Here is a 24,920-nt window from a genome sequence, read left to right on the forward strand (position 1 = left end):
GCAGGCGCTCGGCAGGCTCCGCCGCCGCGCCCGCCACGTGGGCCGCAGTCCGGCGCGCTCCCGGCTGCCCCGCGACCGCCGCAGCAAGGCGCGATTCCGGCTGCCCCGCGGCCCCCGCAATCCGGTCCGATCCCGGCCGCACCGCACCCGCCTCGGTCGGGAGCGATTCCGGCTGTTCCGCGACCGCCGCAGTCCGGTCCGATCCCGGCCGCACCGCGCCCACCGCGGTCCGGACCGATGCCTGCCGTTCCGCCGGAATCCGATCGGGTGCCGCCGCCGCGCTACGCCCCGTCGCAGCCGCAGCAGTTCCCGCCGCCGCGGCAGCGGCCGGCCGCCCCGGTCCGGCACGAACCCGCGCAACCGGATCGCCCACGGACGAGTGAGTGGCCCGCCGCCACCGCCACCGAGGAGCCGCCGAAGACGGAGGCTTCGAAACAGAGTGCGACCTCCCGGCTGCTGAGCGATTCGGGCTCGATCGCGTTCGCGACGCTGATCAGCAGGATCACCGGGTTCGGCAAGCAACTGTTGCTGCTGACCGTGCTCGGCCCCGCCATCGCCAGCGCGTTCACCGTGGCCAGCCAGATTCCGAACATGATCGCGGAACTGGTACTCGGCGCGGTGCTCACCGCGATCGTGGTGCCCACGCTGGTGCGCGCGGAGCAGGAGGATCCCGATCGGGGAGCGGCCTTCGTGCGGCGCCTGGTCACCGCGGCTTTCGTGGTCCTCGCCGTCGCCGCGCTGCTGGCGACCGCCGCGGCGCCGGTGCTGACCACCTACGTCTTCCTGCCCGACGACGGCCAGGTCAACACCGCGCTCACCACGGCGCTGGCTTTCCTGCTGCTGCCCGCGATCCTGTTCTACGGGATGTCGGCGCTGCTCACGGCGATCCTCAACACCCAGCAGATGTTCAAACCCGGCGCATGGGCTCCGGTGCTGAACAACCTGGTCGTCCTCACCGTGCTCGGGCTGTACGTCGTGATGCCCGGTGAGATCACGCTGGACCCGGTCCGGATGAGCGACCCGAAGCTGCTGGTGCTCGGCGTCGGCGTCACGCTGGGCGTGGTGGTGCAGGCGGTCAGCCTCGTTCCGGCGATCCGCAGGGCGGGCATCGACCTGCGGCCCCTGTGGGGCATCGACGATCGTCTCAAGCAGTTCGGCGGCATGGGCGCGGCGATCATCCTGTACGTGTTGATCAGCCAGGCGGGTTTCGTCTTCGCCACCAGGATCTCGGCGCACGCCGACGAGGCGGGCCCGGCGATCTACAACAACGCGTGGCTGCTGCTGCAACTGCCGTACGGCGTGCTCGGTGTCACGGTGCTCACCGCGATCATGCCCCGGCTGAGCCGCAACGCCGCCGCCGACGACACGCCCGCCGTGGTCGACGATCTCTCCGCAGCCACCAGGTTGACCATGATCGCGCTGGTGCCCGTGGTCACGTTCTTCACGCTGGCCGGTCCGCAGGTCGGGCAAGCGCTCTACGGCTACGGCAATTTCGGATCGGACGCCGAACGTCTCGGGCTCGCGGTCAGCTGGTCGGCGTTCGCCCTGATCCCGTACTCGCTGGTGCTGATCCACTTGCGCGTGTTCTACGCCAGGGAGCAGGCGTGGATTCCCACCTGGATCATCCTCGGCATCACCGCGGCCAAGATCGTGTTCTCCGCGCTGGCCCCCGTCGTCACCGACGCCGAGCACGTGGTGGTCGCGCTCGGCGTCGCCAACGGCCTCGGCTTCGCGGTCGGGGCCGTCGTGGGTGGGTTCCTGCTGCACCGCAGTCTCGGTGACCTGCGCATGGCGAACGTCGGCCGAACGGTGACCCGTGTCGTACTTGCGTCACTCGCGGGCGGCGCGGTGATGTGGATCGTGGATCGGGTACTCGGCCTGGATCGGCTGACCGCGTCCTTCGGCGGACCCGGTTCGCTGATCCGGGTGGCGATCACCGCGATCGTCATGTTCGCGGTGGCCTTCGGCCTGATGCGACTCGCCGGTATTCCGGAGATCGTCGCCATCACCGTGGCCGTCTCGCGGCGCCTCGGCTGGACACCGCCCGCGCCGGAACTCGACCTGGAGAGCCCGGTCGAGGATCCGTACGTCACGCAGGTGCTGCGCAGGCCCGACCCGTACTTGGCATACCCGCGGTTCGATCCGTACATGGACGCCCAGACCATGGTGCTTCCTGTGATCAGACCCGATGCCGTTGACCGCACCGGCGTGGGTGAGTTCCCGTACCCTGTTCGGCAGAGAAGCACAAGTGGCGAATTCGCCGGAACCTCGACAAACCAGGGCGAAGGAGGACCGAGGGTGAGCGACGACGCGGTGGGCGGCGTCCCAGCCGCCGATTCTTCTGCGACCACGCCCGGCGGACTGTCCACCGATGTACCGCCGACCGCGGGGGAGCCGTTGGATCCCGCGTACGCGAACAAGGAACCGGGCACGGCCGGGCCGGAGCAGGACGCGGCGAGACCGCAGGACAACCAGCTGCCGCCACGCGATCCGATGTACGACACCGGGATGATTCCCGTCGGCTCGCCGGAGATGCCGCCGATGGGTGGCGAGAACCTGGGCGCACGGCGAATCCCGCGCGGTCCCAAGCTGATTCCGGGCGCGTCGGTGGCGGGCGGCCGTTACCGCCTGCTGGCGAGTCACGGCGGCGCCCGCGGCCTGAAGTTCTGGCAGGCGCTGGACATCAAGCTCGATCGCGAGGTCGCGCTGACCTTCGTCGACGCCGACCAGAAGGCGACGGAGAACTCCGGGCAGGACGGCCCCCAGGCGATCCTGTCCAGGACGCTGCGCCTCGGCCGGATCAACTCGCCCGGCCTCGCCCGCGTGCTCGACGTCGTGCGCGGCAGCTCCGGCGGCATCGTGGTCGCGGAATGGACGCCGGGCCGTTCGCTGCGCGAGATGGCCGAGACGGTGCCTTCGCCGATCGGCGCGGCCCGCGCCATCCGCGCGCTCGCCTCGGCGGCCGAGCTGGCGCACCGCGGCGGCGGATCGCTGTCCATCGACCATCCCGACCGGGTGCGCATCAGCGCGTCGGGTGACGCGGTGCTCGCGTTCCCCGGCACCTTGTCCGACTCCGACGCCCAGTCCGACGTACGCGGGCTCGGTGCGATGCTCTACGCCCTGATCACCGCACGCTGGCCGATCCGCTCCGGCGGTGTCACCGGCACCGCCGCGACCGTCGGCGGCCTGCGGCTGGCCGATTTCGGCCCGGACGGCACACCGGTGGAACCGCGCCAGATCCGTCCCGAAGTGCCGTTCGAGATCTCCGCGGTCGCCGTGCGCTCGCTGGAGTCGAACAAGGGCGTGCGGACGGCGGCGACGGTCCAGCATGTGCTGGAGCAGGCGTCGGTGGTCGATCAGAAGACCGATTTCATCCCGGTGCTTCGGCTCGGCCAGCGCGCTCCCGCGAGCATGGACGACTCGCTGGCCGATCCTGAGCTGCTCGCGGCCGAACGCGAACGCTCCCAGCGCATGATGTGGATCATGGTCGGCCTCGGCATCCTCGCCGCGCTGGTGGTCGGCGTCGTGATCTGGTGGATGGTCAGTGTGTTCGCGCCGAGCGCTTCCGACGCGCCGTTGAACGAGCAGCGCAATATCGGCCTGACGACGAACAACCAGCCGGCGCCGACACCCGCCGCCGCCGGTCCCGGCCTCACCTCGACGGGTGTGCCGGTCCCGGTGACCGGCGTGTCGGTGTTCTCGCCGGAGGGCACCGCCGACGGCGTCGCCAACGTCCACGCGGTGCTGGACAACGATCCGGGCACCCAGTGGCGCACCGATCAGTACTTCCAGCAGTTCCCGGCGCTCAAGAAGGGGGTCGGCCTGCTGGCCACGCTGCCCGCCCCCGCGAAGCTCACGAACGTCTCGATCAACTCGCCCAGCGCGGGGACGTCGGTGGAGATCCGCACCTCGCCCACCGGCTCCCCGACGCTGGATCAGACCCAGCTGATCGGCTCCGCCCGGCTGGACGACGGCGTCACCGACATCCCGGTGCGCGCCGACCAAGCCGCCCGCTACGTGCTCGTCTGGATCACCGGACTGGGGAATTCCGGAGGACAGTTCCAGACCGCCATCGCCGACATCCGTTTCGACGCCGCACCGTAGCCATGCTTCGGCCCCCGCCTTCGGCGGTGCGAGCCCCCTTGTCACGCGGTCCCGAGCGCCGCGCAATCCTCCGTATCCGGCCCGATCACTTGGTTGCTGCCAAAACGTTACGGGCGATATGATCTTCGAGCGCTCTCAGCAGGGGAGCTTCCCAGGTTCTGGCTTTTCGATCCTGGATGCTGCGAAGTCTCGGTGATGGTCGAATGCCCGTTGCCGCCGTGAGAGCCGTCCAAGGGGTTGGCATTTGTCGTCCGAAGTGAACGAGGAGCTCGGCAGGGGGGCGTCGCAGCCGGTGATGTTTCGCGAGCGCTCTCTGGAACTCGGTGAACGCACCGACGTGGAGTTGTTGCGAGCGCATGTCGCCGGTGAGCGGCACGCGTTCGCGGAGTTGCTGCGCAGACACAACGATCACTTGTGGCAGACCGCGCTGCGCACCTCCTACACCCGCGAGGATGCGGCCGATTCACTCCAGGATGCGCTCTTGTCCGCGCATCGCACCGCGGGCTCCTTCCGAGCGGAAGCGGAAGTGCGCAGTTGGTTGCATGCGATCGTGGTGAACGCGTGCCTGGACCGGATCCGGCGCAACAAGACGAGGCGCGCGTTGTCGCTGTCGCCGGAGTCGATGCCGGAGCCCAAGGACATCCGCGACGAGATGGCCGAGGTGGAGATGTCGATGGTCATCGACCGGGCGTTGTTCTCGTTGCCGCCGGATCAGCGGACCGCGCTGGTGGCGGTGGATGTGGAGGGGTATAGCGTGGCCGAGGCGGCGGCATTGCTCGGCGTGCCGGAGGGGACGATCAAGAGCCGGTGCGCTCGCGCACGGCAGCGGTTGAAAGAGCGATTGGATTTTCTGCGTGATCCCGGGAACCGGGGGTAGTTGGGATGCGTCATTAACAGTGACGAACCACTGAACGAATCAGAGACAGACCCCATCGGCGGAGGGGTCCCCGCGATGTCCTATGCGAACAACGGAGGTGCGATGGCTACCGAGTCCGTGCCGGAGCCCCCGTTCACGCCTGAATTGCTGGCCGACCTGCATGCCGGCAACGTGACGCCGGAGCAGCGCGAGCAGTTGTGGCCGATCGTCTCCCGCGACCAGGAGGCGGTGCGGTATCTGCACGCGCTGGACGACGTGAGTGCCGAGTTGCGTGCCCTGGGCCGGGACGAGCGCATCGTCCACGCCATGCCGGAAGACGTGGCGGCCCGGCTCGCTCGGTTCGTCGACGAGTTGGAGCCGCCCGATGGCGCCACCGTCCATGAGCTTCCGCCGCAACAGGGGAGCGAAAACCCTCACCGGGCAGACGTTTCCGGATCCGATCCGGTGGACTCGGCCGAGCGTCGCCACGGCAGGTTGCGATGGTTCGCCGCGGCGGCCGCGGCGATCGTCGCGGTCGTGGGCGCGGGCGTCTGGGTTTCGGCAACGCGCGGCGGTGACGACCCGGCGTCCACCGCGCAGCCGACCACCGGCGCCGACGACTGGGGCGACGATCTCACCGCCACCGTGGCCCTTGGCGCGCTGGGCAGGCACAACGTCACCGGAGCCCTGGCCGGCTCGGACGCGCTCGAACGGTGCGTACGGGCGAACGGTCTCGACCGCACGATCCTCGGCTCGACCGACATCCGATTCCAGGGCGGCAACGCGGTACTCATCCTGCTCACCGGCCCGCAGCAGCCCAAGATCACCGCGCTGGTCGTCGGGACCGGCTGCGGCACCGGCGATCCCCAGCGGAAGGCGCTGCAGGACATCGGCTGACCTTGCGATCTGGGCCACGTGCGGGGTGTGACCCCGCCGACGTGGGAACAACAGCCATTACCCTGTTGTTGACCGACACGTCCGAATCGAATCTCCCCGGAAGGGCCCCATGAGCGAGCGTAGCGAGCAAAAAAGCGACACCGGCGCGCCAGTTCGCGATCTGATCATCATCGGCTCCGGCCCCGCCGGATACACGGCCGCCGTCTACGCGGGCCGCGCCGAGCTTCAGCCGCTGCAGTTCGAGGGGACCCAATTCGGCGGTGCGCTGATGACCACCACCGAGGTCGAGAACTTCCCCGGCTTCCGCGGCGGCATCATGGGCCCGGATCTCATGGAGGAGATGCGCGAGCAGGCCAAGCGGTTCGGCGCGGACATCCGCACCGAGGACGTGGAGGCCGTCGACCTGAGCGGCCCGATCAAGAAGGTCGTCGTCGGCGGGGAGACCTTCCAGGCCTACGCCGTCATCCTCGCCATGGGCTCGGCCGCGCGCTACCTGAACGTTCCCGGTGAGCAGCGGTTGCTCGGCCGCGGTGTCAGCGCCTGTGCCACCTGCGACGGCTTCTTCTTCAAGGGCCAGGACATCGTGGTGGTCGGCGGCGGCGACTCCGCGATGGAAGAGGCGACCTTCCTGACCAAGTTCGCCTCCAGCGTGACCATCGTGCATCGTCGCGAGGAGTTCCGCGCCTCCCGCATCATGCTGGAACGCGCGAAGGCGAACGAGAAGATCAAGTTCGTGCTCAACGCCGAAGTGGCCGAGGTGCACGGTGAGAACAGCGTCACCCACCTGACCCTGCGTGACACCCGGACCGGCGAGACCTCCGAGCTGCCCGCCACCGGCCTGTTCGTCGCGATCGGCCACGACCCGCGCAGCGAACTGGTCAAGGGCCAGGTCGCTTTGGACAGCGAGGGCTACGTGCTGGTGAAGGACCCGACGACTGCCACCGACATCCCCGGCGTCTTCGCCGCGGGCGACCTGGTCGACCACACCTACCGGCAGGCGATCACCGCCGCGGGCACGGGCTGCCGCGCGGCCATCGATGCCGAGCGCTGGCTCGCCGAGCAGGGCGACATCACGTCCAACACCCTCGCCCACGCGGGTGAGTCGGTGGCCGCCAACTGAGCTCGCGCCGGACGAGCCACACACTTCCGTCTCGCTGTATCGCAAGGAGAACACTCATGTCCGAGTCCGCCAACACGGTCACCGTCACCGACGCGTCCTTCGCCGACGACGTGCTGCTCAGTGAGAAGCCCGTCCTCGTCGATTTCTGGGCCGACTGGTGCGGGCCGTGCAAGATGGTCGCGCCCGTCCTAGAGGAGATCGCGGGCACGCACGCGGACAAGCTGACCGTCGCGAAGCTGGACGTGGACGCCAATCCGAGCACCGCCCGCGATTATCAGATCCTCTCCCTGCCCACTATGATGCTGTTCCGCGGCGGTAAGCCGGTCAAGCAGATCGTCGGAGCGAAGGGCAAGGCGGCCCTTCTGCGCGAACTCGAAGACGTCATCTGAGGACGCGCCGTAGGATGCCTGGACCCGGGGATTGTCGAAACCCGGTCCAGGTCTGAGACAATCGACCGACGCTCCGGTCGTGCGAAGGTGTAGCCCATCGCATGAGTGGGTACCCGCGGGTTGACGGAAGGAAAGGGCTCTCACGCATGCACCGACTTCGTCACGGCGATTCCGGTCCAGCCGTAGCAGAGGTTCGGAGCACCCTGGCAAGCCTCGGGTTCCTACACGCGCACATCGGTCCCGACAACGCGGACGCACGCGAGTATTGGAAGGACACCGAGGTCTCCTTCGACCATCACCTCGACTCCGCGGTTCGCGCGTTTCAGCAGCATCGCGGTCTGCTCGTCGACGGTGTGGTGGGCCCGGCGACCTACCGTGCGCTGAAGGAAGCGTCGTATCGGCTCGGCGCGCGCACGCTGATCTATCAGCTCTCCGCGCCGCTGTACGGCGACGACGTGGCCACGCTCCAGCGCAGGCTGCAGGACCTCGGCTTCTACGTGCACCGGGTCGACGGCTACTTCGGTCCGCACACCCATGACGCGCTGACCGCCTTCCAGCGGGAGATCGGCCTGTCGGCCGACGGCATCTGCGGTCCCGATACGCTGCGCTCGCTGGATCTGCTCGGCGCCAGGGTCACCGGAGGCAATCCCCACCGGATCGCCGAGGAAGAGGTCGTGCACCGGGCCGGGCCGCAGCTGACCGGCAAGCGGATCGTCATCGATCCCGGTCTCGGTGGCCCGGACAAGGGTTGCGCCGTGCCCACCGAGTACGGCGACGTCTACGAGTCGGAAATCCTGTGGGATCTCGCCAGCCGGCTGGAGGGTCGGATGGCGGCCACGGGCATGGAGACCTTCCTGTCGCGGCCGTGGGGCGCCAACCCCACCGACGCCGAGCGCGCGGAGACGTCCAACGCCTTCGACGCCGATCTGATGATCTCGCTGCGCTGCGCCGTCAACCCGAGCCCGCTGGCCAACGGCGTAGCCGGGTTCTACTTCGGTAACTCGCACGGCTCGGTGTCCATGATCGGACAGGTGCTGGCCGGATTCATCCAGCGCGAGGTCGTCGCCCGAACCTCCTTGCAGGACTGCAGGACCCACGCGCGGACCTGGGACCTGTTGCGGCTCACCAAAATGCCCACCGTGCAGGTCGACATCGGTTATCTGACCAACGAATACGATGCCTCGGTCCTCACCAATCCGCGCATGCGCGACGTGATCGCCGAAGCCATCCTGATCTCGGTGAAGCGGCTGTACCTCCTCGGACAGGACGACCAGCCCACCGGCACATACACTTTCGCGGAACTGCTGGCCGAAGAGCTGGCCGCAGCCGACCGGATGTAGCCATCGGTCTTTCGTAAACCGAAGCGCCCCCTGCCCTTTCGAGTCGGCAGGGGGCGTTTCGGTGTTCAGCTCACCGTGCCCCGATTCGGGTGGGGGCGGTCATCGACGCCGCCGCCAGCAGCTGATCCAGCGCCCGTTCGACGTCTTCCTTCCAGCCGTGGTCGGAGTCGAGCTCCAAGCGCAAGCGCGGGAACCGGTGGTGCGGGGCCACGACCTCGAAGCCGACATCCTCCAGGAAATCGGCGTCGATCATGCAGCTCTCGGGTGAGCATTCGGTGGTCGCACCGGCCGGGCCCGCGTTCTTGATCGGCGCGCCGATCCGCTCGAGCAGCGTCATCGAGCCGGACCGATCCGACAACGCCTGCGTCGTCGGGTCGGTGCGGATGCCGAACGCCTCCAGGGCGCGCACGCCGCGGCGCACCAGATCGGCCACCACCGCCTGAACCAGGCGGTGGGCCACATCGGCATCCCGATAGGGGAATTCGGCCCGCAGCGTGGTCAGCAGGACGGCGTCCGGGCTCACGGGGGAGGTGGGGAAGAGCGTCGCGCGCGGCACGGCACTCGGCGGCGCGTAGAAGGCGCAGCCGGCGACGTTGCCGTCTACGTTCGCCACCTGCCCGCACGAACCCCACTCCAGCATGACCGTGGACAGCCAAGCTTCCTTCTCGAACACCGGATCGCTGAAGTTGCGCGAGTCCTCGGCCACCGCGGGGTCCATCTCCCAGAAGACACAGCGCCGCGCATGCGCGGGAAGTTTCTCCAGTCCGCCGAGGGTTAGTGCTGTGACGCTGGTCGACACCGCTCTGCTCAGCCTCCAGCTGTCCGATTCATCCACGCTCACGTCGCATCAAAGTTTGCTCGCCAGCAAGAATAAGCGATCAACGGGAACCTGCCTCATTCCATGTCGCTGTGCTGTTGGTCGGAAGAACTTGTGTTGCTCCGCCGGGGGTGCGGTACGCTCCACGGCCGCGCGGAACCCTGCCGTCACAGTGACGTTTCGGCCGGGAACCGCACCCTATCGAAACCACAAGTTAAATTTCGTCACTTCTGTCACACTCAGGGTGCGTTCCGCTCCATCAGGGCGACGATCCGTTCGAGGTCATCGACCGACCCGAACTCGACTACGATCTTGCCTTTGCGCTTGCCCATGCTCACCAGCACCCGGGTGTCGAAGGAGCCGGACAGTCGATCGGCCACGGCTTGTAGGCCTGGCATCTCGATCGGCTTGCGCCGGGCGACGGGGGAGGGCGCGGCCGCGTCCTGCTCCCGGTTCGCCAACATGACCGCTTCCTCGGTAGCCCGGACCGAGAGTCCCTCGGCGACGATTCGGGCGGCGAGCACCTCTTGAGCGTCCGCACCCGCTTCGAGACCGAGCAGTGCCCGCGCGTGCCCGGCGGACAGTACGCCCGCCGCGACCCGGCGCTGCACCGGGATCGGCAACTTCAGTAGACGGATCATATTCGTCACGACCGGGCGAGAGCGGCCGATTCGAGCAGCCAATTCCTCGTGGGTGACGTCGAATTCCTCCAGCAGCTGCTGGTAGGCCGCCGCCTCTTCGAGCGGGTTCAGCTGCACCCGGTGGATGTTCTCCAGCAGAGCGTCGCGCAACATGGACTCGTCCGCGGTCTCCCGGACGATCGCGGGAATCGCGGCCAGGCCCGCCTCCTGACAGGCCCGCCAACGCCGCTCGCCCATGACCAGCTGGTAGCGGTCCACGCCCGGTTCGGTCCGGCGCACCACGATCGGCTGCATCAAACCGAACTCGCGGATCGAGTGCACCAGCTCGGCCAGCGCGTCTTCTTCGAAGACCGTGCGCGGCTGCTTCGGGTTCGGCTCGATCTGGTCCGGCGGGATCTCTCGATAGACGGCGCCGCCGGCTTCCAGGTCGCCGTTGTCGGCCGGGTCGGGTACCCGATGCAAGTAGGTGGAGGGGGGCTGCGGCCCGACGGGATCCAGACCGATGACACTCGCCGCAGCACTGCTGAGGCCCGGTGCTGCCGTCGGTGTCGTCGGGATCAGCGCGGCGAGACCGCGCCCGAGCCCACCCTTCTTCGCCTGACTCATCGGTCTACCGACCCCTTCCTCGTTCCGCCACCAAACCCGACTGTGCCGAGCGTCGACCCGGCCGTCCGAGTCACTCCGCCGACTTCGTCGCGGCGACGCGCGGGGCCACCGCGCGGGCCGCCATCTCGCGTCCGGCGTCCAGGTAGCTCATCGCGCCCCGGGAGCCTGGATCATAATCGAGCACCGTCATGCCGTAACCGGGTGCCTCCGACACTTTTACGCTGCGCGGAATCACCGACCGCAGCACGACATCGCCGAAGTGGCCCCGGACCTCCTCGGCGACCTGGTCGGCCAGTTTGGTGCGTCCGTCGTACATCGTGAGGATCACGGTCGAGACGTGCAATTCCGGGTTCAGGTGCGCCTGCACCAAACCGATATTGCGCAGCAGCTGACCGACACCTTCCAGCGCGTAGTACTCGCACTGGATCGGAATCAGCACCTCTTTCGCCGCGACGAGCGCGTTGACCGTCAGCAGGCCCAAGGAAGGCGGGCAGTCGATCATCACGTAGTCGATGTCGTATCCGGCGATATTCGCCTCTTGGATCGCGGCTTTCAGGCGGCCCTCCCTGGCCACCATCGACACGAGTTCGATCTCGGCGCCCGCCAAGTCGATGGTCGCGGGGATGCACAGGAGGCGCTCACTGTGCGGACTCGTCTGGATGGCATCCCGGACCGAGACCTCACCGATGAGCAGCTCGTAGCTGGACGGGACACCCGAATGGTGCTCGATTCCCAGGGCGGTGCTGGCGTTACCCTGCGGATCGAGGTCGATCACGAGCACCGTCATCCCCTGATGCGCCAGGGCCGCCGCAAGATTCACCGCGGTGGTCGTCTTCCCGACGCCGCCTTTCTGATTGGCGATCGTGATGATCCGTTGCTCATGAGGTTTCGGCACAGTCGCCTTTCCTGGATGGAGGATCTGACTCGCACGCTGGGCTTCGGCGGCTATCGGGGTCTCGCTCGGAGAGATGTGCCCGAACGGTGTATTTCCGAATGCCTCCGTGTCGAAATTGCTGGAGTCCAGCATCCCCGGCACACGCGACGCTGTTTCCCGTGAAACATTCGCCGGACCGCTCGACATAGACAGCTCCTAACCCGAGAAACTTCAGAACACGCGCGCGCGACGGGACGGGTCGGCGTCGTATCTGCAACAGCCTTTGTCGGTTCGAACACGATGCACAACCGGCTTCGCGGCGCCCGATCGACCGAGTGGAGCTGCTCGCCGCTGGACCACCAGATCCCTCGTGGCACCTACGCTCACGCCCGACGGACACTAGCTTGCCAGCACGGAGCGGTTTAAGAAAGCTGAATCGCGGCGAGGCGCAAAGCGACACGCAAAACCGCACGAATTCGCCGCGACACGCGTGCTGTTTCACATGAAACATTGCCTCGGGGCGCGCGAGGCGATCGCCGTGTGGCCAGCCGAACGTCGGCCGAGGCGTTGGAAGCGAGACGGTCGAACAGCCACTGCGAGCAGCCATCCACGAACAGTCGGGCCGAACTGTGCGCCTATGCCGTGAAGGGCGGCGGTCTTGCCCATGCGCGAGATCCGGTGGACTCGCACCGATTCACGTGAACCTTCCGGCAGCAACCTCCGGTGCGCTCAGGAACCTCCGCTACTCCCCGTGTGCAGAGTCGGCATACCTTCGATTCACGTGAAACATCCCCGGGCGCGGGCGACTTCAGGTGCGGTCAGAACTACTCCCGCGCGCAGATTCGTCCGGGCTCTGATTCACGTGCACATCCCCGGGTGCGACTTCAGGTGCGGTTGCAAACTCTCGCTGTTCCCGCGCGCAAAGTCGTCCGGGGCTGATTCACCTAAGCATCCCGGGCGGGCGATGACTTCAGGTGCGGTCAGAAACTCCCGCTGTTCTCGCGCGCCGAGACTGCCGGTCGACCGCAATGGAGTCAGCTGCCCTTCGATGATCGGAGCGCGAACCTCTGATTCACGTGAAACATTCGCCTATAAGACGATCGCAGATCACCTGTCGACAGTCGGCCACGACAGCCCATCTTGATTCACGTGAAACATCGCCCGGGTGCGTATTCGTGGGCAAGCTCCAAGACGGGGCAGTGGTCAAATCCGTCTCCCACGCCGAACCTCCGCTTGGCGCATTCGAACTAGCCGCAGGTACACGCGCACACCAAGCCCAACCTCCGCGAGACGCTCGTTGCGTCCGACCGGACCGTTCCGTCAGAGTGACGAAACGTATCCGTGTCCGAGGTCGAACGTGATCATGCCGCGAACGATGCTTCTATTTGGCCTTGCGTGCCGCGCGCTTACGCGCACGCTCCGTCGTCGCGGCACGAGCCGCCTTTCCGTCCCGTTGGACCGCTCGTTCGGTGCGCCGCCGGGTAGCGCGCTCGGCACGGGGGAGGCGCTCCGCGCTGATCACCATCGTGGGTGGCGCCACCAGTCCGACGCCGCATTCCAGCACGACCGCGTTTCCCGCTCCGGCCTTCGCCAGCGCATCGCCATCACGCTCGAGTTCCTCGGCTGCGCTCGCGCCCTTGAGAGCGAGCATGTGCCCGTGGTCGCGGAGGAGGGGAAGGGACCACTGAGCGAGTTTCCCGAGCGGGGCTACCGCGCGGGATGTGACGACGTCCGCACCACCGGCTTCCTTCATCACGCCGGACTGCTCCGCGCGGCCGCGTACCACGGTCACGTCCAACCCCACCGATTCGATGAACTCGCTCAGAAAGACGGTTCTGCGCAGCAGCGGTTCGACCAGGGTGATCCGGAGGTCCGGCCGCGCGATCGCGAGCGGGATACCGGGCAGTCCCGCACCGCTACCGATATCGACCACGGACGCACCCTCGGCGATCAACTCGCCGAGCACCGCGCAGTTGAGGATGTGGCGATCCCACAGGCGAGGCACCTCGCGCGGGCCGATCAACCCGCGCTCCACGCCCGCGGTCGCCAGCGCCGTGCAATATCGACGCGCGAGATCGAGTCGGTCGCCGAAGACGGTGGCCGCCGACGCGGGTGGCTCCAGCTCCGCGGGTTCCGCGGTGGTTCCACCGAGATCTCGTTCCACGTGAAACATCCTTCCGAACTCGGGTCGATCTACAGCGAGCGATCGGGCTCCGGACACGAACAAGGCCCCCGGTCCGAAGACCAGAGGCCCTATCCAACCACTACCCATCCGGGCGGCGAAACATGCCGCCCGCTCCGGGATGCCCGCGTCTCAGCCGGGGACGACCACCACGTGCCGGTTCGGTTCGACGCCTTCGCTCTCGCTGCTCACGCCCGCCACGGCCGCCACGGCGTCGTGCACGATCTTGCGCTCGAAAGGGGTCATCGGCGCCAGCGACTCCGGCTCGCCGGATTCCAGCACGCGCTGCGCCGCGGCCGCGCCGAGTTCGCTCAACTCGGAGCGTCGCTTGGCCCGCCAACCCGCCACGTCCAGCATCAGCCTGCTGCGCACACCGGTCGCCTGCTGGACGGCGAGACGAGTCAGCTCTTGCAGCGCGTCGAGCACCTCGCCGTTGCGTCCCACGAGCTTCGTCAGGTCACGACCGCCATCGATGCTCACCACGGCGCGATCGCCTTCCACATCGAGATCGATATCGCCGTCGAAGTCCAAGACGTCGAGCAACTGTTCGAGATAGTCGCCCGCGATCTCGCCTTCCTCGATGAGCGCTTCCTCGGCATCATTCACGACATCGTCGGTGTCCGCTCCGGCGTTCGCCGTCGTCGTCGCCACGGTGGCGTCCCCTCCGTCGGTCTCAACAGTCATTTGATTTCCTTCATCTGCTCATCGCGCGCGCCGGGCAATCGCCGCCGGGCGGTATTCGCGATCAAGGGGTAGCTCAGTGATCGAGGTGGGCGCTCGGCCCACCGATCATGCGATCAGCGCTTGCGCTTCTGGTTCGCCCGGCCCCGGTTACCCGGCCGCTTCTGTCCGGCCGGACGCCGCGGGCCCGCCGACTGCTTCGCCGGCTTCGCGGTGCCGTTCGTCGACGCGACAGCACCGTCCTCGTCCTGCGCGGTATCGGCCGCGCCGGCGGGTGTCTGCTTCTTCTTCACGTTGACCGGTTTGGCGCCGGGCTTGGGCGCGTTCTGCGCGCGCTGCTCCAGCTTGGCCTGCTTCTTGGCTTCTTCTTCCTTCGCCATGCGACCGAACACGAGGTGCTGCTGCCCGTAGGTCCAGATGTTGTTGGAGACCCAGTACAGCAGGATGGCGATCGGCAGGAAGGGGCCACCCACGAGCACACCGAGCGGGAACACCCACAGCGCGAGCTTGTTCATCATCGCGGCCTGAGGGTTGGCCGCGGCTTCCGGCGTCTGCCGTGCGACCGACGCGCGCGCGTTGAAGTGGGTCGCCACACCGGCGATGACCATCAGGGGGATCGCGACGAGCGCGATGCTCAACTTGGTCGGCACGCCACCGTAGTCGGCGAACGCCTGCAGCTGAGGGGTGGGAATGGTGATCCAGGCCGAGATCGGCGCACCGAAGATGCGGGCGGCCAGGAATGACTGGACATCGGTCGCGCTGAAGACGTAGTTCGCGGTGTTCGCGTTCTGCTCCGGCGTCATGCCCAGCTGGCCGATGCCGTGCCCGGTGCGGTTGAACGAGCGCAGCACATGGAAGAGCCCGAGGAACACCGGCACCTGAGCGAGGATCGGCAGGCAGCCCATCAGCGGGTTGAAGCCGTTTTCCTTCTGGAGCTTCTGCATCTCGACCGCCATCTTCTGGCGGTCGTTCTTGTACTTCTTCTGCAGCTCCTTGATCTGCGGCTGCAGTTCCTGCATCTGCTTGGTGGTGCGCACCTGCTTGACGAACGGCTTGTAGAGCACCAGGCGCAAGGTGAACACCAGGAACACCACGGCCAGCGCCCAGGTGAGTCCGTTGTCCGCGCCGAACGCGAACCCGAAGACCCGATGCCAGAACCAGAGGATCCAGGACACCGGGTAATAGATGAAGTCGAGCACGGCTCTATGCACTCCCGTCGTTCGTGTCGCCGATCACCGCGTGCGGCGATCCTTTACAAGCTTTCGGCTCCGACCGCGGTCCGGCGGGCAGGCTCGTTTCCTGCGACGTCGCATCGGTCGCTGCCCCGTCCGCCGGCTCGGCGCCATGCGTGCTCCGCTTCCGCTCCGGGACGGGGTCCCACCCACCAGGGTGCCAGGGCGCGCATTTGGCCAAGCGCACGACCGTCAATACGAGCCCCATCAGCAGGCCGCGAGTGCGCAATGCGGTCACCGCGTACTCGCTACAGGTGGGGGTGAATCGGCACACCGGCATGCGGGTGGGGGAGACATAGGTCCGATAAAGCTCGATCGAGAAGATCAGCACGTTCGCGGGCAGTCCGGCGATTCTCGCCCAGAGGCTCATGCCGGGCCGCCCGTCGACATACCCGCCTTGGCGCCGACGCCGAGCTTGCGCAGTGCGGTGCGCAACTGGCGCAGCAGGTCGTCCGACGACGCCGTCGCGGCGCCGGGAAGCGCACGGATGACGACATCGGTCTCGGCGGGCAATTCATCGACCACCTGGGCGCACATATGACGCAGGCGGCGGGCGACGCGATGTCGAATCACCGCGTTGCCCACCGCCTTGCTGACGATCAACCCGAAGCGCGGTCCGCCCACGCGGACCAGCACATCGTCCGGGATCTGATCGTGTCGTCCATACGCGCCCACGACTCCGTCATACCCGTGCGCGAGCACATGTACGACCAGATCACGCCTCCCGATTCGCTGGCCACGGCGCACCGTCCGGGAGAAGTCGGCACGATGATGCAACCGATACGGCTCAGGCAACACCCGAGCGTCCGAGTGCGAGGATCAGGCAGTGAGGGAAGCGCGGCCCTTACGGCGACGCGCCGAGACGATGGCGCGGCCCGCACGGGTGCGCATCCGGAGGCGGAAGCCGTGAACCCGCGCCCGACGACGGTTGTTCGGCTGGAACGTCCGCTTGCCCTTGGCCACGGTCAACACTCCTCGAGTAGGCGGGCACCAAGTGATGCCCGAAGTTTTCGGTGATACGTATATGCGCGAATGAATCGCAGGTCTGGTCATCATCGGCGCGCGTCGGTCCTGGCGCACAGTCGGTCGATCACGACCTAAACGCGGTCAGCACAAGACCGCCACCGCACCAAGGGGTGACTGTACGAGGGTACTGATCGGCTCGGAACGGGTCAAACTCGGCCCATCCCTTCGCTCGCCTCGGTGACCTGGCCGAATCGGGGCGCGGACTCGGGCGCTCCGGCGATGACCGTGAGTTCGTCCACACCCCTAGCCATCGCGCGCCCCGCGCCGCTAAGGTACTTAGCCAGGCGATTGCTGCAGAACCGCAGGTCGTGGCGTTGCCCTTCCCGCGCGTGCGCGCGTTCCACAGCTCCCCAGGGTTCTCCACATCTGTGGATAATTGTGTGGAAAGACCCCTGGAGTGGCATATTCGTAGGGCCGACGGTGCCACGCCGCTGTCCAGATGGGGGACCCGGGCAGCGTCCGAACCGGTTACGGACGTACGCAGGATCACGGGACCGACCCCGAGCATCACACTCCCCGCGTGCCCCGGCCGTCTGCTCCTATCGACCTACTCCGGGGAGGAAACTGCATGGACGACGAGCAGAACGTGCTGGCCACGGTGTGGCCCGAGGTGGTCACCGAGCTGACCACCGGGTCGCCCGACGGCGCCATTCCTCCGGTGACCCGAGCACAGCAGGCCTGGCTCAAGCTGGTCAAGCCGCTGACGGTCGCCCAGGGATTCGCGCTGCTCTCCGTGCCGTCCTCGCTGGCGCAGGAGGCCATCGAGCGCGATCTGCGCGAGCCCATCCTCCGCTCGCTCGGCCGTCGGCTCGGCCCTCAGGTGGAAGGACTCGGCGTCCGCATCGCCGCCCCGACCACCCCGACGGTCGACCGGCAGAGCAACACACCGCGGCACGCGCGGATGACGAGCAGGCCGGAGCGCCCCCGGGACGGCCGGGCTCCGGCCGCCTACCCGGGTTCGGAGTTTCCTGGACGCGATGCCTATCCGGGGCCGCGTTATGCACAGCCCACCGACTTCCCCGCGGCGTCCGGGTACAACGACGGCTCCGATTACCCGGGCGCCGAATACGGGCAGGACTTCGCCGCGCCGGAGGAGTACCGCCAGCCGGAGTACGCGCACGCCGACTATCCGCCGCGCGGCGAGTACGCCACGACAGCCGAGCTGCCTTTGAGGTCCGGTCCGGACGCGGCACCGCGTCGCGAACCCGGACTTCCGCCGCGGCGGGAGCCCGCCATCCCGCCGGGGCAGGAGTCACTGTTCACTCCCGAGCCGTCGCCGGCCGGTGTGCGCGGCCCGCTGCGCGCGCCGATGCGCGAGACCGCCGACGACGACACGGGCCTCGCGCACGACCCGGTGCGCGAGCCGGTGGGTGACCCACGCGGCGAGCAGGACGACGAGCCCGTGGTGAACGTCCGCAACTCGTGGCCCACCTACTTCGCCAAGTCGCAGGAATCGCCCGCTCCGTCGACGTCCTCGGCCAGTCTGAATGCGAAGTACACCTTCGAGACCTTCGTCATCGGCGCGTCCAACCGCTTCGCGCATGCCGCGGCGGTCGCCATCGCCGAAGCCCCCGCCCGCGCCTACAACCCGCTGTTCGTCTGGGGTGCTTCGGGATTGGGCAAGACCCATCTGCTGCACGCGGCGGGCCACTACGCACAGCGGCTCTTCCCCGGTATGCGGGTCAAGTACGTCTCGACCGAAGAGTTCACCAACGACTTCATCAATAGCCTGCGCGACGACCGCAAGGTCGCGTTCAAGCGCCGCTACCGCGAAACCGACATCCTGTTGGTCGACGACATCCAGTTCATCGAGGGCAAGGAAGGCATTCAAGAGGAGTTCTTCCACACCTTCAACACCCTGCACAACGCGAACAAGCAGATCGTCGTCTCCTCCGATCGCCCGCCCAAGCAGCTGGCCACGCTCGAAGAGCGGCTGCGGACGCGATTCGAATGGGGGCTGATCACCGACGTCCAGCCGCCGGAGCTGGAGACACGCATCGCCATCCTGCGCAAGAAGGCGCGGATGGACCGGCTCGACGTGCCGCACGACGTGCTCGAGCTGATCGCCAGCCGGGTGGAGCGCAACATCCGCGAACTGGAGGGCGCGCTCATCCGGGTGACCGCCTTCGCCTCGTTGAACGGCCAGCCGCTCGATCTTCCGCTGGCGGAAGTGGTGCTGCGCGATCTGATGCCGGACACCGCCGCCCTGGAGATCAACGCGGCCACGATCATGGCCGTCACGGCGGAGTACTTCAACACCACGCTCGAAGAACTCACCGGTCCCGGCAAAGCGCGGCCGCTGGCCCAGGCCAGGCAGATCGCCATGTACCTCTGCCGCGAGCTGACCGACCTGTCCCTGCCGAAGATCGGCCAGGCGTTCGGCCGCGACCACACCACGGTGATGTACGCGGAGAAGAAGGTACGCAAGGAGATGACCGAGCGCCGCCGCGTCTACGACCAGGTGCAAGAACTCACAGCCCGGATCAAGCAGCGCTCCCGCTGACCGTCATCCACACCTGAGCACCGCCCCTGACCTGGGGCGGTGCTTTTTTGTGGGTTGTGGATTCCTCGAGGAATCCTTGTGGACTCCTCGAGGAATCCACCGGTTTGTCCACCGATCTGTGCACAGGGCGGCGCGATCACCCCCGCACGTTCCCTCACAGGGCGAATTCAACAGTTTCCCCAGGCAGACTTGCACACAGCCGCTGACCAGGGGAGTGTCCGGTCCAGCCTTGTGGATTCCTCGAGGAGTCCGTGTGGAGTCCTCGAGGAATCCTCGAGCTGTCCACGACTTCGTGCACATGTGTGCACAACCGGGTGAATTCGGTGGAACAACTCGAGGAGCGCTCGAGGATGAATCCGGGACAACTACGGAACCTCCACAGACCCCGGGTGTTCATCCTCGAGACACTCAGGCGTCATCCCCACGGCACCACGCCCCCTGAACAGCGGTTTCGGCCGCAGTCCACAGAATCCACAGCGCCTACTACTACTTCAGTTCTTCTCATTAGAGATCTCTCTTCAAAACAGGGTGTGTGGAAAGTCGGCATAGCGACGCATCTTCGCCATCCGCTCCCGTTTCCGGCAGGGAAGAGCAGGACGGACCAGGAGCCGGAGCACAGTCCTGATCGCGATCGCCACACAACGCCCCGCGCTTCGCGGTACGTCCGACTCGATCACCCCTCGCCCGCCGCTTGTCTTCGCTCACGGCTCGGCCGCCAGCGGCACCGGAGGGTCGGGCTAGGTGCACGTCCCTCGCGCGGGTACGGTTTGATGTCGGTCGCCTGTGCCAGACTTCGAAGGCGGCCGATTCGGCAGGACCCTTTCGAGCACCGACACTGACGAGCCGACAACAGATCACGGAACCGGGAGAGGACAGATCGGGCCATGGAGCTTGCAAGCATGAAGTTTCGGGTCGCCCGCGAGGATTTCGCCGAGTCCGTCGCCTGGGTGGCGCGCAGTCTTCCGTCCCGGCCGCCGGTTCCGGTGCTCGGCGGTGTGCTGCTGGTCGCCGACGAGGACGGGCTGACCGTCTCCGGCTTCGACTACGAGGTCTCCGCACAGGTGCGCGTCGCGGCCGAGGTCGCGGGACCCGGCCAGGTGCTGGTCTCCGGTCGCCTGCTCGCCGACATCACCAAGGCGCTGTCCAACAAGCCCGTCGACGTCTCCGTCGACGGCACCCGCGTGCTGATCACTTGCGGCAGCGCGAAGTTCTCGCTGCCGACCATGCCGGTGGAGGATTATCCCCAGCTGCCCGAGGTTCCCCAGCAGACCGGCGCGCTGAGTGTGGATGTTTTCGCCGAGGCGGTCGGCCAGGTCGCCGTCGCCGCTGGCCGCGACGACACCCTGCCCATGTTGACCGGTATCCGGGTCGAGATCGAGGGCGCACAGGTCGTGCTCGCGGCGACCGACCGGTTCCGCCTCGCCGTCCGGCACATCGAATGGCAGCCTGCGCGCGCCGATATCGAGACCTCGGTGCTCATTCCGGCCAGGACGCTGTCGGAGGCCGCCAAGACGCTCGGGCCATCGGACGCGCCCGTTCAGCTGTCCCTCGGCACCGGCGCGGGGTCGGACGGCCTGCTCGGCATCGTGAACGCCGGCCGCAGGACCACCACCCGCCTGCTGGACGCCGAATTTCCCAAATTCCGTCAGTTGCTCCCCAAGGAGCACACCTCGATCGCCACCCTGGCCGTCGCCGCGCTCACCGAGGCCATCAAGCGCGTCGCGCTGGTCGCCGAACGCGGCGCGCAGGTACGGCTGGAGTTCTCCGCCGACGGCCTGCTGCTGTCCGCGGGCGGTGACGACGCGGGCCGGGCGGAGGAGTGGCTGGAGGCGGATTTCCGCGGCGAATCCCTGACCATCGCGTTCAATCCGGGCTATCTGATCGACGGCCTTTCCGCGCTGCACTCCGACCGGGTCACCTTCGGCTTCACCACGCCGAGCAGGCCCGCCGTGCTGTTGCCCGCGTCCGAGGAAGAGCCGGAGGTGCTCGACTCCGGATCCTTCGCGGCGTTGTCGAGCCCGTACATCTATCTGCTGATGCCGGTCCGGCTCCCGGGCTGATCGCCTGTGCACGACCTGGTTTCCGGCGGATCCGCTCCACGTGATCCAGCGCGGGCGAGCGGCGACGACGCTGGAAACCGCGCAGCGACGTCGGAGGAACCGGTCGCCGCACCGCTGGGGACGCACTTTATCCACAGGTGTTCCACAGGCGTGAGGCTGGCCGCGCAGTCTGCGCACGGCGCGGCGGTAACGCGCCGAACTGCGGAAATGCCCGCTTCGACGCAGGCAGGAGCGCGATAGCGGATGTTCGTCCGAGCTCTGTCGCTGCGTGACTTCCGCTCGTGGGAGCATGCGGAACTGGAATTATCCCCAGGTCGAACCGTTTTCTTGGGATCGAATGGCAACGGCAAGACGAACCTGCTGGAAGCGATCGGCTACCTCGCCACACTCGGCTCACATCGGGTGGCTACGGAAGCGCCGTTGATCCGGACCGGGACCGAGCGAGCCCGGATCGGCGCGACGGTGGTCAACCTCGGCCGCGAACTGCGCATCGATGTCGAGCTCAATCAGGGCAGCGCGAACCGCGCGCAGATCAACCGCTCACCCGTCCGCCGGACCCGGGAGATTCTGGGGATTCTGCAGACGGTGCTGTTCGCCCCGGAGGATCTCGCGCTGGTTCGCGGCGATCCCGGTGAACGCCGTCGATTCATGGACGAGTTGTGCACAACTCGGCTGCCCAGACTGGCCGCGGTCCGCAGCGACTACGACCGGGTGTTGCGCCAGCGCTCGGCGCTGTTGAAAACCGCTGGCCGGCAAGCCAGGTCGAAGGCCGACCTGAGCACATTGGACGTGTGGGACGGACACCTCGCCGCGCACGCGTCCGTCCTGCTCGCCCAGAGGCTGCGGTTGGTGCACGATCTCGCGCCCTACCTCGCCCAGTCCTATGCGTCGATCGCCCCCGAATCGCGACCGGCCTCGATCGCCTACCGCAGCGCCGCGCTGCCACCGGAGTTCTCGGATCCGGCCAGGCCGCCGCGCCCGGAGGACCCCGAGGAACTCGAGGCGATCCTGCTGCGTGAACTCGCCGCCGCGCGACCGAAGGAACTCGAGCGGGGGGTCTGCCTGATCGGTCCGCACCGCGACGAACTGGATTTGATACTGGGCGATTCGCCCGCGAAAGGGTTCGCCAGTCACGGTGAGTCCTGGTCATTCGCGCTGGCTCTGCGCTTGGGCGCGTTCGAGCTGCTGCGCGCCACCGGCGCCGAACCGGTATTGCTGCTCGACGACGTGTTCGCCGAGCTCGACCGCCGTCGCCGCGCCGCGCTCGCGGCCGTGGCCGCCGACGCGGAACAAGTGCTGATCACGGCGGCCGTGCCGGAGGACGTGCCCGCCGAACTCGCCGCGGTGCCGCTGCGCGTCGAGACGGCGGGCGGCCCTGATGGCCGCGTTTCGCGAATTCTCGCCGAGCACCCGGCAGTCGGCGGCGAACGCCGGCACGACCACGCCATACCTTCGGCAATCGAGCGCGAAGGCGATCCGGTCACCGATTCGACGGAGCCGCAGGCACCGGAGCCATCCACAGGCGAAGGGCACAGGATCGCCATCCACCGCCCAGGTCCACTACAGTGACCTGTCGTCGGGAACACCGATCGAGTTCTCAACAGCCGAGACCGATTCCCCAACACCTGTGGAAAACTCGTCCGATCATGACTGCGCACGCTCCGTGCGACCTGATTCAGCAACAGCTGAGCAAGCTGTACGGCTTCGTCGGGAATCCGCCGTTTGGGCGGGGAACAGGCTATTCGGGTGGGTATCCGCGCCAGGCACCGGACCGGATTCGCGGCGCTGGCAATCTTGAGCGCCGGCTGGGGACAACTTGATCGAAGCTGTGGACAAATCATCGGACACGGAGGGATGAGGGTGATGAGCGATCCGTCCGGCGAGCCCGAAGCCCCAGGACCGGAACCCGAATTGCGCGGAATCGACCTCGCCCGGCGTGCCTTGGAGGAAGCGCGCGCGGCGGCGCGGGCGAGCGGGAAATCCGTCGGGCAGGGGCGTTCCTCGCCGCAGCGCAGGCTGCGGTCGGGCGCCCGCAGGCGTACCGGATGGTCGGGCGCGCGCCCGGACGACCGCGATCCCCAGCCGTTGTCCAAGCTGGCCGGCTCTATCGCGAGAAGTCGTGGCTGGTCGGGGAAGGTCGCCGAGGGCATGGTCTTCGGCCGCTGGGCGGGAGTGGTCGGCGAGGACATCGCCGCGCACGCCACACCGATGACCCTGAAGGACGGCGTGTTGAGCATCTCGGCCGAATCGACCGCATGGGCGACCCAGCTGCGCATGTTGCAGAGCCAGATCCTCGCGAAGATCAATGCCGCGGTCGGTCAGGGCGTGGTGACCTCGCTGAAGATCTCGGGTCCCGCCGCGCCGAGCTGGCGCAAGGGCGAGCGTCATATCAAAGGTCGCGGACCGCGCGACACCTACGGGTAATCCACGGTGGCAAGTACCTGATACTTGGTGTTACGTTTATCTGGAAGCGGCGTTTCACGTGGAACGCCCCGGTTCGGCGTGCACGGGAAGCCTTCGGCGTCGGATCGAACGCGTCCGCGCAGAAGGAATCTCGATGACGATCACCACCTCCGTCGGCCCGTTCCCGGCGACCGCGACCAGGACGGTTCGCCGGGGCGACGTGGAACTCGCGGTCTACGAGTGCGGCAATCCCGAGGGTGTGCCGGTGCTGCTGATCCACGGCTGGCCCGATACCCACTTGCTGTGGAACAGGGTGGCGGCGCTGCTCGGCGGCCGTCATCGCGTGATCGCCTTCGACAACCGGGGCGCGGGGAGTAGTTCGGCGCCGGCGGCGGTGGAGGCCTACCGGATCGAAGAGCTCGCGGCCGACGTCCGCGCGGTGATCGCCGCGGTCGCGCCCGGTGAACGGGTGCACGTCCTCGGACACGACTGGGGGTCGGTGCTCGGGTGGGAGGTGGTGGCCGCCGCGGATGCCGCTTCGGTGATCGCGTCCTTCACCTCGGTGTCCGGCCCGAATCTGGATTTCCTCGGCGCGTATCTGCGTGGTCCCCTCACGGCGGCGCGGCTGCGCGGCGCGCTGGCCCAAGCCGTGGCCTCGGCCTACACCGTCGCCTTCCAGATCCCCAAGCTGCCGGATCCGGTACTGCGCGTGTTGGCCGGCCGCTGGCCGCGCTTCCTCGGATTCTTCGACGGTCTCGACCCCGCGCTGGTGGAGACGGCGCCGACCCTGCGCGCCGATATGCTCAACAACCTGAAGCTCTACCGCGCGAACATCCGGCCCCACCTGCGCCATCCGCGACCGCGGCCGATCGAGGTGCCCGTCCAGTTGATCGTGGCCACCGGCGACCGCGCCGTGCGGCCCGTGGCGAACGCCGAGGCCGACCGGTGGGTGCGGCGGCTGAGCCGGGTCGAGATCCCGGCGCGGCACTGGTCGCCGATCTCACACCCGGCGGACCTGGCGCGCCACACCGCCGCGTTCATCGCCCGGATCGACGCGGCTGTCTGATCCCCGCACTCGAAACGGCCACCTGTCAACGCATCTCTCAGCCCACTTCTGATGGATCGAAACCGGCGGGAGGCGCAACCGAGTCGCCGAATTCCGATTTCTCGCATCCACGCCGCCGTGAGG

General features: G+C 67.6%; 19 protein-coding genes and 1 pseudogene. 11 read left to right on the plus strand and 9 right to left on the minus strand.

Annotated elements, in window-relative coordinates:
• Positions 1-237 precede the first annotated feature (237 nt).
• The 6 genes from NB3_RS30700 to NB3_RS30725 all read left to right on the plus strand — a co-directional run bounded on the left by NB3_RS30700 (position 238) and on the right by NB3_RS30725 (position 8,706).
• A complete protein-coding gene (locus NB3_RS30700; RefSeq protein ID WP_244892154.1) occupies positions 238-4,104 on the plus strand; it encodes a lipid II flippase MurJ in 3,867 nt (1,288 codons plus the stop codon).
• Between the two features lie 295 nt (positions 4,105-4,399).
• On the plus strand, positions 4,400-4,981 hold the full coding sequence (gene sigM / locus NB3_RS30705) for an RNA polymerase sigma factor SigM (protein ID WP_067810279.1): 582 nt from the start codon (positions 4,400-4,402) through the stop codon (positions 4,979-4,981).
• Positions 4,982-5,083: 102 nt separating this feature from the next.
• The gene (locus tag NB3_RS30710; RefSeq protein ID WP_157112105.1) at positions 5,084-5,857 is read left to right on the plus strand and encodes an RsmA family anti-sigma factor; all 774 of its coding nucleotides are present in this window, start codon (positions 5,084-5,086) and stop codon (positions 5,855-5,857) included.
• A gap of 109 nt (positions 5,858-5,966) precedes the next feature.
• Positions 5,967-6,977 carry a thioredoxin-disulfide reductase gene (gene trxB, locus NB3_RS30715; RefSeq protein WP_067810229.1) on the plus strand — a complete coding sequence of 337 codons (1,011 nt, stop codon included), beginning with the start codon at positions 5,967-5,969 and terminating at the stop codon, positions 6,975-6,977.
• 56 nt (positions 6,978-7,033) lie between these two features.
• On the plus strand, positions 7,034-7,366 hold the full coding sequence (trxA, locus tag NB3_RS30720) for a thioredoxin (RefSeq protein WP_067810231.1): 333 nt from the start codon (positions 7,034-7,036) through the stop codon (positions 7,364-7,366).
• A 146-nt stretch (positions 7,367-7,512) separates the two neighbouring features.
• A complete protein-coding gene (locus tag NB3_RS30725; protein ID WP_067810233.1) occupies positions 7,513-8,706 on the plus strand; it encodes an N-acetylmuramoyl-L-alanine amidase in 1,194 nt (397 codons plus the stop codon).
• Positions 8,707-8,776: 70 nt separating this feature from the next.
• Here the strand turns inward: NB3_RS30725 and NB3_RS30730 are convergent, their stop codons facing one another.
• From NB3_RS30730 to rpmH, 9 genes are all read right to left on the minus strand, one after another.
• Positions 8,777-9,505: a hypothetical protein gene (locus tag NB3_RS30730; protein ID WP_067810234.1), complete on the minus strand. Its 729-nt coding sequence runs from the start codon at positions 9,503-9,505 to the stop codon at positions 8,777-8,779.
• Between the two features lie 257 nt (positions 9,506-9,762).
• A complete protein-coding gene (locus NB3_RS30735; protein ID WP_067810236.1) occupies positions 9,763-10,770 on the minus strand; it encodes a ParB/RepB/Spo0J family partition protein in 1,008 nt (335 codons plus the stop codon).
• Positions 10,771-10,840: 70 nt separating this feature from the next.
• Positions 10,841-11,797: a ParA family protein gene (locus NB3_RS30740; protein WP_228827589.1), complete on the minus strand. Its 957-nt coding sequence runs from the start codon at positions 11,795-11,797 to the stop codon at positions 10,841-10,843.
• A gap of 1,228 nt (positions 11,798-13,025) precedes the next feature.
• Positions 13,026-13,817, minus strand: a complete 792-nt coding sequence (gene rsmG / locus NB3_RS30745) for a 16S rRNA (guanine(527)-N(7))-methyltransferase RsmG (RefSeq protein WP_084823815.1) — start codon at positions 13,815-13,817, stop codon at positions 13,026-13,028.
• 141 nt (positions 13,818-13,958) lie between these two features.
• Complete coding sequence (locus NB3_RS30750; RefSeq protein WP_067810240.1) at positions 13,959-14,510, minus strand: Jag family protein; 552 nt, start codon at positions 14,508-14,510, stop codon at positions 13,959-13,961.
• 113 nt (positions 14,511-14,623) lie between these two features.
• Positions 14,624-15,706 (minus strand): membrane protein insertase YidC, encoded by a 1,083-nt coding sequence (gene yidC / locus NB3_RS30755; RefSeq protein WP_067810242.1) that lies wholly within the window; start codon positions 15,704-15,706, stop codon positions 14,624-14,626.
• A 4-nt stretch (positions 15,707-15,710) separates the two neighbouring features.
• Entirely contained in the window at positions 15,711-16,109 is a 399-nt protein-coding gene (gene yidD / locus NB3_RS30760) for a membrane protein insertion efficiency factor YidD (RefSeq protein WP_067810244.1), read from the minus strand.
• Entirely contained in the window at positions 16,106-16,537 is a 432-nt protein-coding gene (gene rnpA, locus NB3_RS30765; RefSeq protein WP_084823817.1) for a ribonuclease P protein component, read from the minus strand. The genes yidD and rnpA overlap by 4 nt, the downstream gene beginning before the upstream one ends.
• 21 nt (positions 16,538-16,558) lie before the next feature.
• The gene (rpmH, locus tag NB3_RS34595; RefSeq protein ID WP_006550910.1) at positions 16,559-16,702 is read right to left on the minus strand and encodes a 50S ribosomal protein L34; all 144 of its coding nucleotides are present in this window, start codon (positions 16,700-16,702) and stop codon (positions 16,559-16,561) included.
• Positions 16,703-17,333: 631 nt separating this feature from the next.
• On the opposite strand from rpmH, the gene dnaA reads away from it, so the two are divergent.
• The 5 genes and pseudogenes from dnaA (at position 17,334) to NB3_RS30790 (ending at position 24,797) form a co-directional block, all read left to right on the plus strand.
• Positions 17,334-19,268 carry a chromosomal replication initiator protein DnaA gene (dnaA, locus tag NB3_RS30770; protein ID WP_067810245.1) on the plus strand — a complete coding sequence of 645 codons (1,935 nt, stop codon included), beginning with the start codon at positions 17,334-17,336 and terminating at the stop codon, positions 19,266-19,268.
• A gap of 884 nt (positions 19,269-20,152) precedes the next feature.
• Positions 20,153-21,328 (plus strand): DNA polymerase III subunit beta, encoded by a 1,176-nt coding sequence (gene dnaN, locus NB3_RS30775; RefSeq protein ID WP_067810247.1) that lies wholly within the window; start codon positions 20,153-20,155, stop codon positions 21,326-21,328.
• A 243-nt stretch (positions 21,329-21,571) separates the two neighbouring features.
• A pseudogene (recF, locus tag NB3_RS30780) lies at positions 21,572-22,732 on the plus strand (DNA replication/repair protein RecF); the annotation flags it as partial.
• Positions 22,733-23,191: 459 nt separating this feature from the next.
• Positions 23,192-23,752, plus strand: a complete 561-nt coding sequence (locus NB3_RS30785; protein WP_067810284.1) for a DUF721 family protein — start codon at positions 23,192-23,194, stop codon at positions 23,750-23,752.
• Between the two features lie 133 nt (positions 23,753-23,885).
• Positions 23,886-24,797, plus strand: a complete 912-nt coding sequence (locus NB3_RS30790) for an alpha/beta fold hydrolase (protein ID WP_067810248.1) — start codon at positions 23,886-23,888, stop codon at positions 24,795-24,797.
• Positions 24,798-24,920 lie beyond the last annotated feature (123 nt).

It is taken from the genome of Nocardia beijingensis NBRC 16342 (assembly GCF_001612785.1).
GTDB lineage: Bacteria > Actinomycetota > Actinomycetes > Mycobacteriales > Mycobacteriaceae > Nocardia > Nocardia beijingensis.

Excerpts from the sequence above, each read along its gene's own strand:
- trxB (WP_067810229.1), top strand. The coding sequence starts at position 5,967 with ATGAGCGAGCGTAGCGAGCAAAAAAGCGACACCGGCGCGCCAGTTCGC.
- dnaN (WP_067810247.1), top strand. The coding sequence starts at position 20,153 with ATGGAGCTTGCAAGCATGAAGTTTCGGGTCGCCCGCGAGGATTTCGCC.
- NB3_RS30710 (WP_157112105.1), top strand. The coding sequence starts at position 5,084 with ATGGCTACCGAGTCCGTGCCGGAGCCCCCGTTCACGCCTGAATTGCTG.
- NB3_RS30785 (WP_067810284.1), top strand. The coding sequence starts at position 23,192 with ATGAGCGATCCGTCCGGCGAGCCCGAAGCCCCAGGACCGGAACCCGAA.
- yidD (WP_067810244.1), bottom strand. The coding sequence starts at position 16,109 with ATGAGCCTCTGGGCGAGAATCGCCGGACTGCCCGCGAACGTGCTGATC.
- NB3_RS30735 (WP_067810236.1), bottom strand. The coding sequence starts at position 10,770 with ATGAGTCAGGCGAAGAAGGGTGGGCTCGGGCGCGGTCTCGCCGCGCTG.
- dnaA (WP_067810245.1), top strand. The coding sequence starts at position 17,334 with ATGGACGACGAGCAGAACGTGCTGGCCACGGTGTGGCCCGAGGTGGTC.
- rsmG (WP_084823815.1), bottom strand. The coding sequence starts at position 13,817 with ATGTTTCACGTGGAACGAGATCTCGGTGGAACCACCGCGGAACCCGCG.
- NB3_RS30790 (WP_067810248.1), top strand. The coding sequence starts at position 23,886 with ATGACGATCACCACCTCCGTCGGCCCGTTCCCGGCGACCGCGACCAGG.
- NB3_RS30725 (WP_067810233.1), top strand. The coding sequence starts at position 7,513 with ATGCACCGACTTCGTCACGGCGATTCCGGTCCAGCCGTAGCAGAGGTT.
- NB3_RS30700 (WP_244892154.1), top strand. The coding sequence starts at position 238 with ATGCCTGCCGTTCCGCCGGAATCCGATCGGGTGCCGCCGCCGCGCTAC.
- NB3_RS30750 (WP_067810240.1), bottom strand. The coding sequence starts at position 14,510 with ATGACTGTTGAGACCGACGGAGGGGACGCCACCGTGGCGACGACGACG.
- NB3_RS30740 (WP_228827589.1), bottom strand. The coding sequence starts at position 11,797 with ATGCTGGACTCCAGCAATTTCGACACGGAGGCATTCGGAAATACACCG.
- trxA (WP_067810231.1), top strand. The coding sequence starts at position 7,034 with ATGTCCGAGTCCGCCAACACGGTCACCGTCACCGACGCGTCCTTCGCC.
- sigM (WP_067810279.1), top strand. The coding sequence starts at position 4,400 with ATGTTTCGCGAGCGCTCTCTGGAACTCGGTGAACGCACCGACGTGGAG.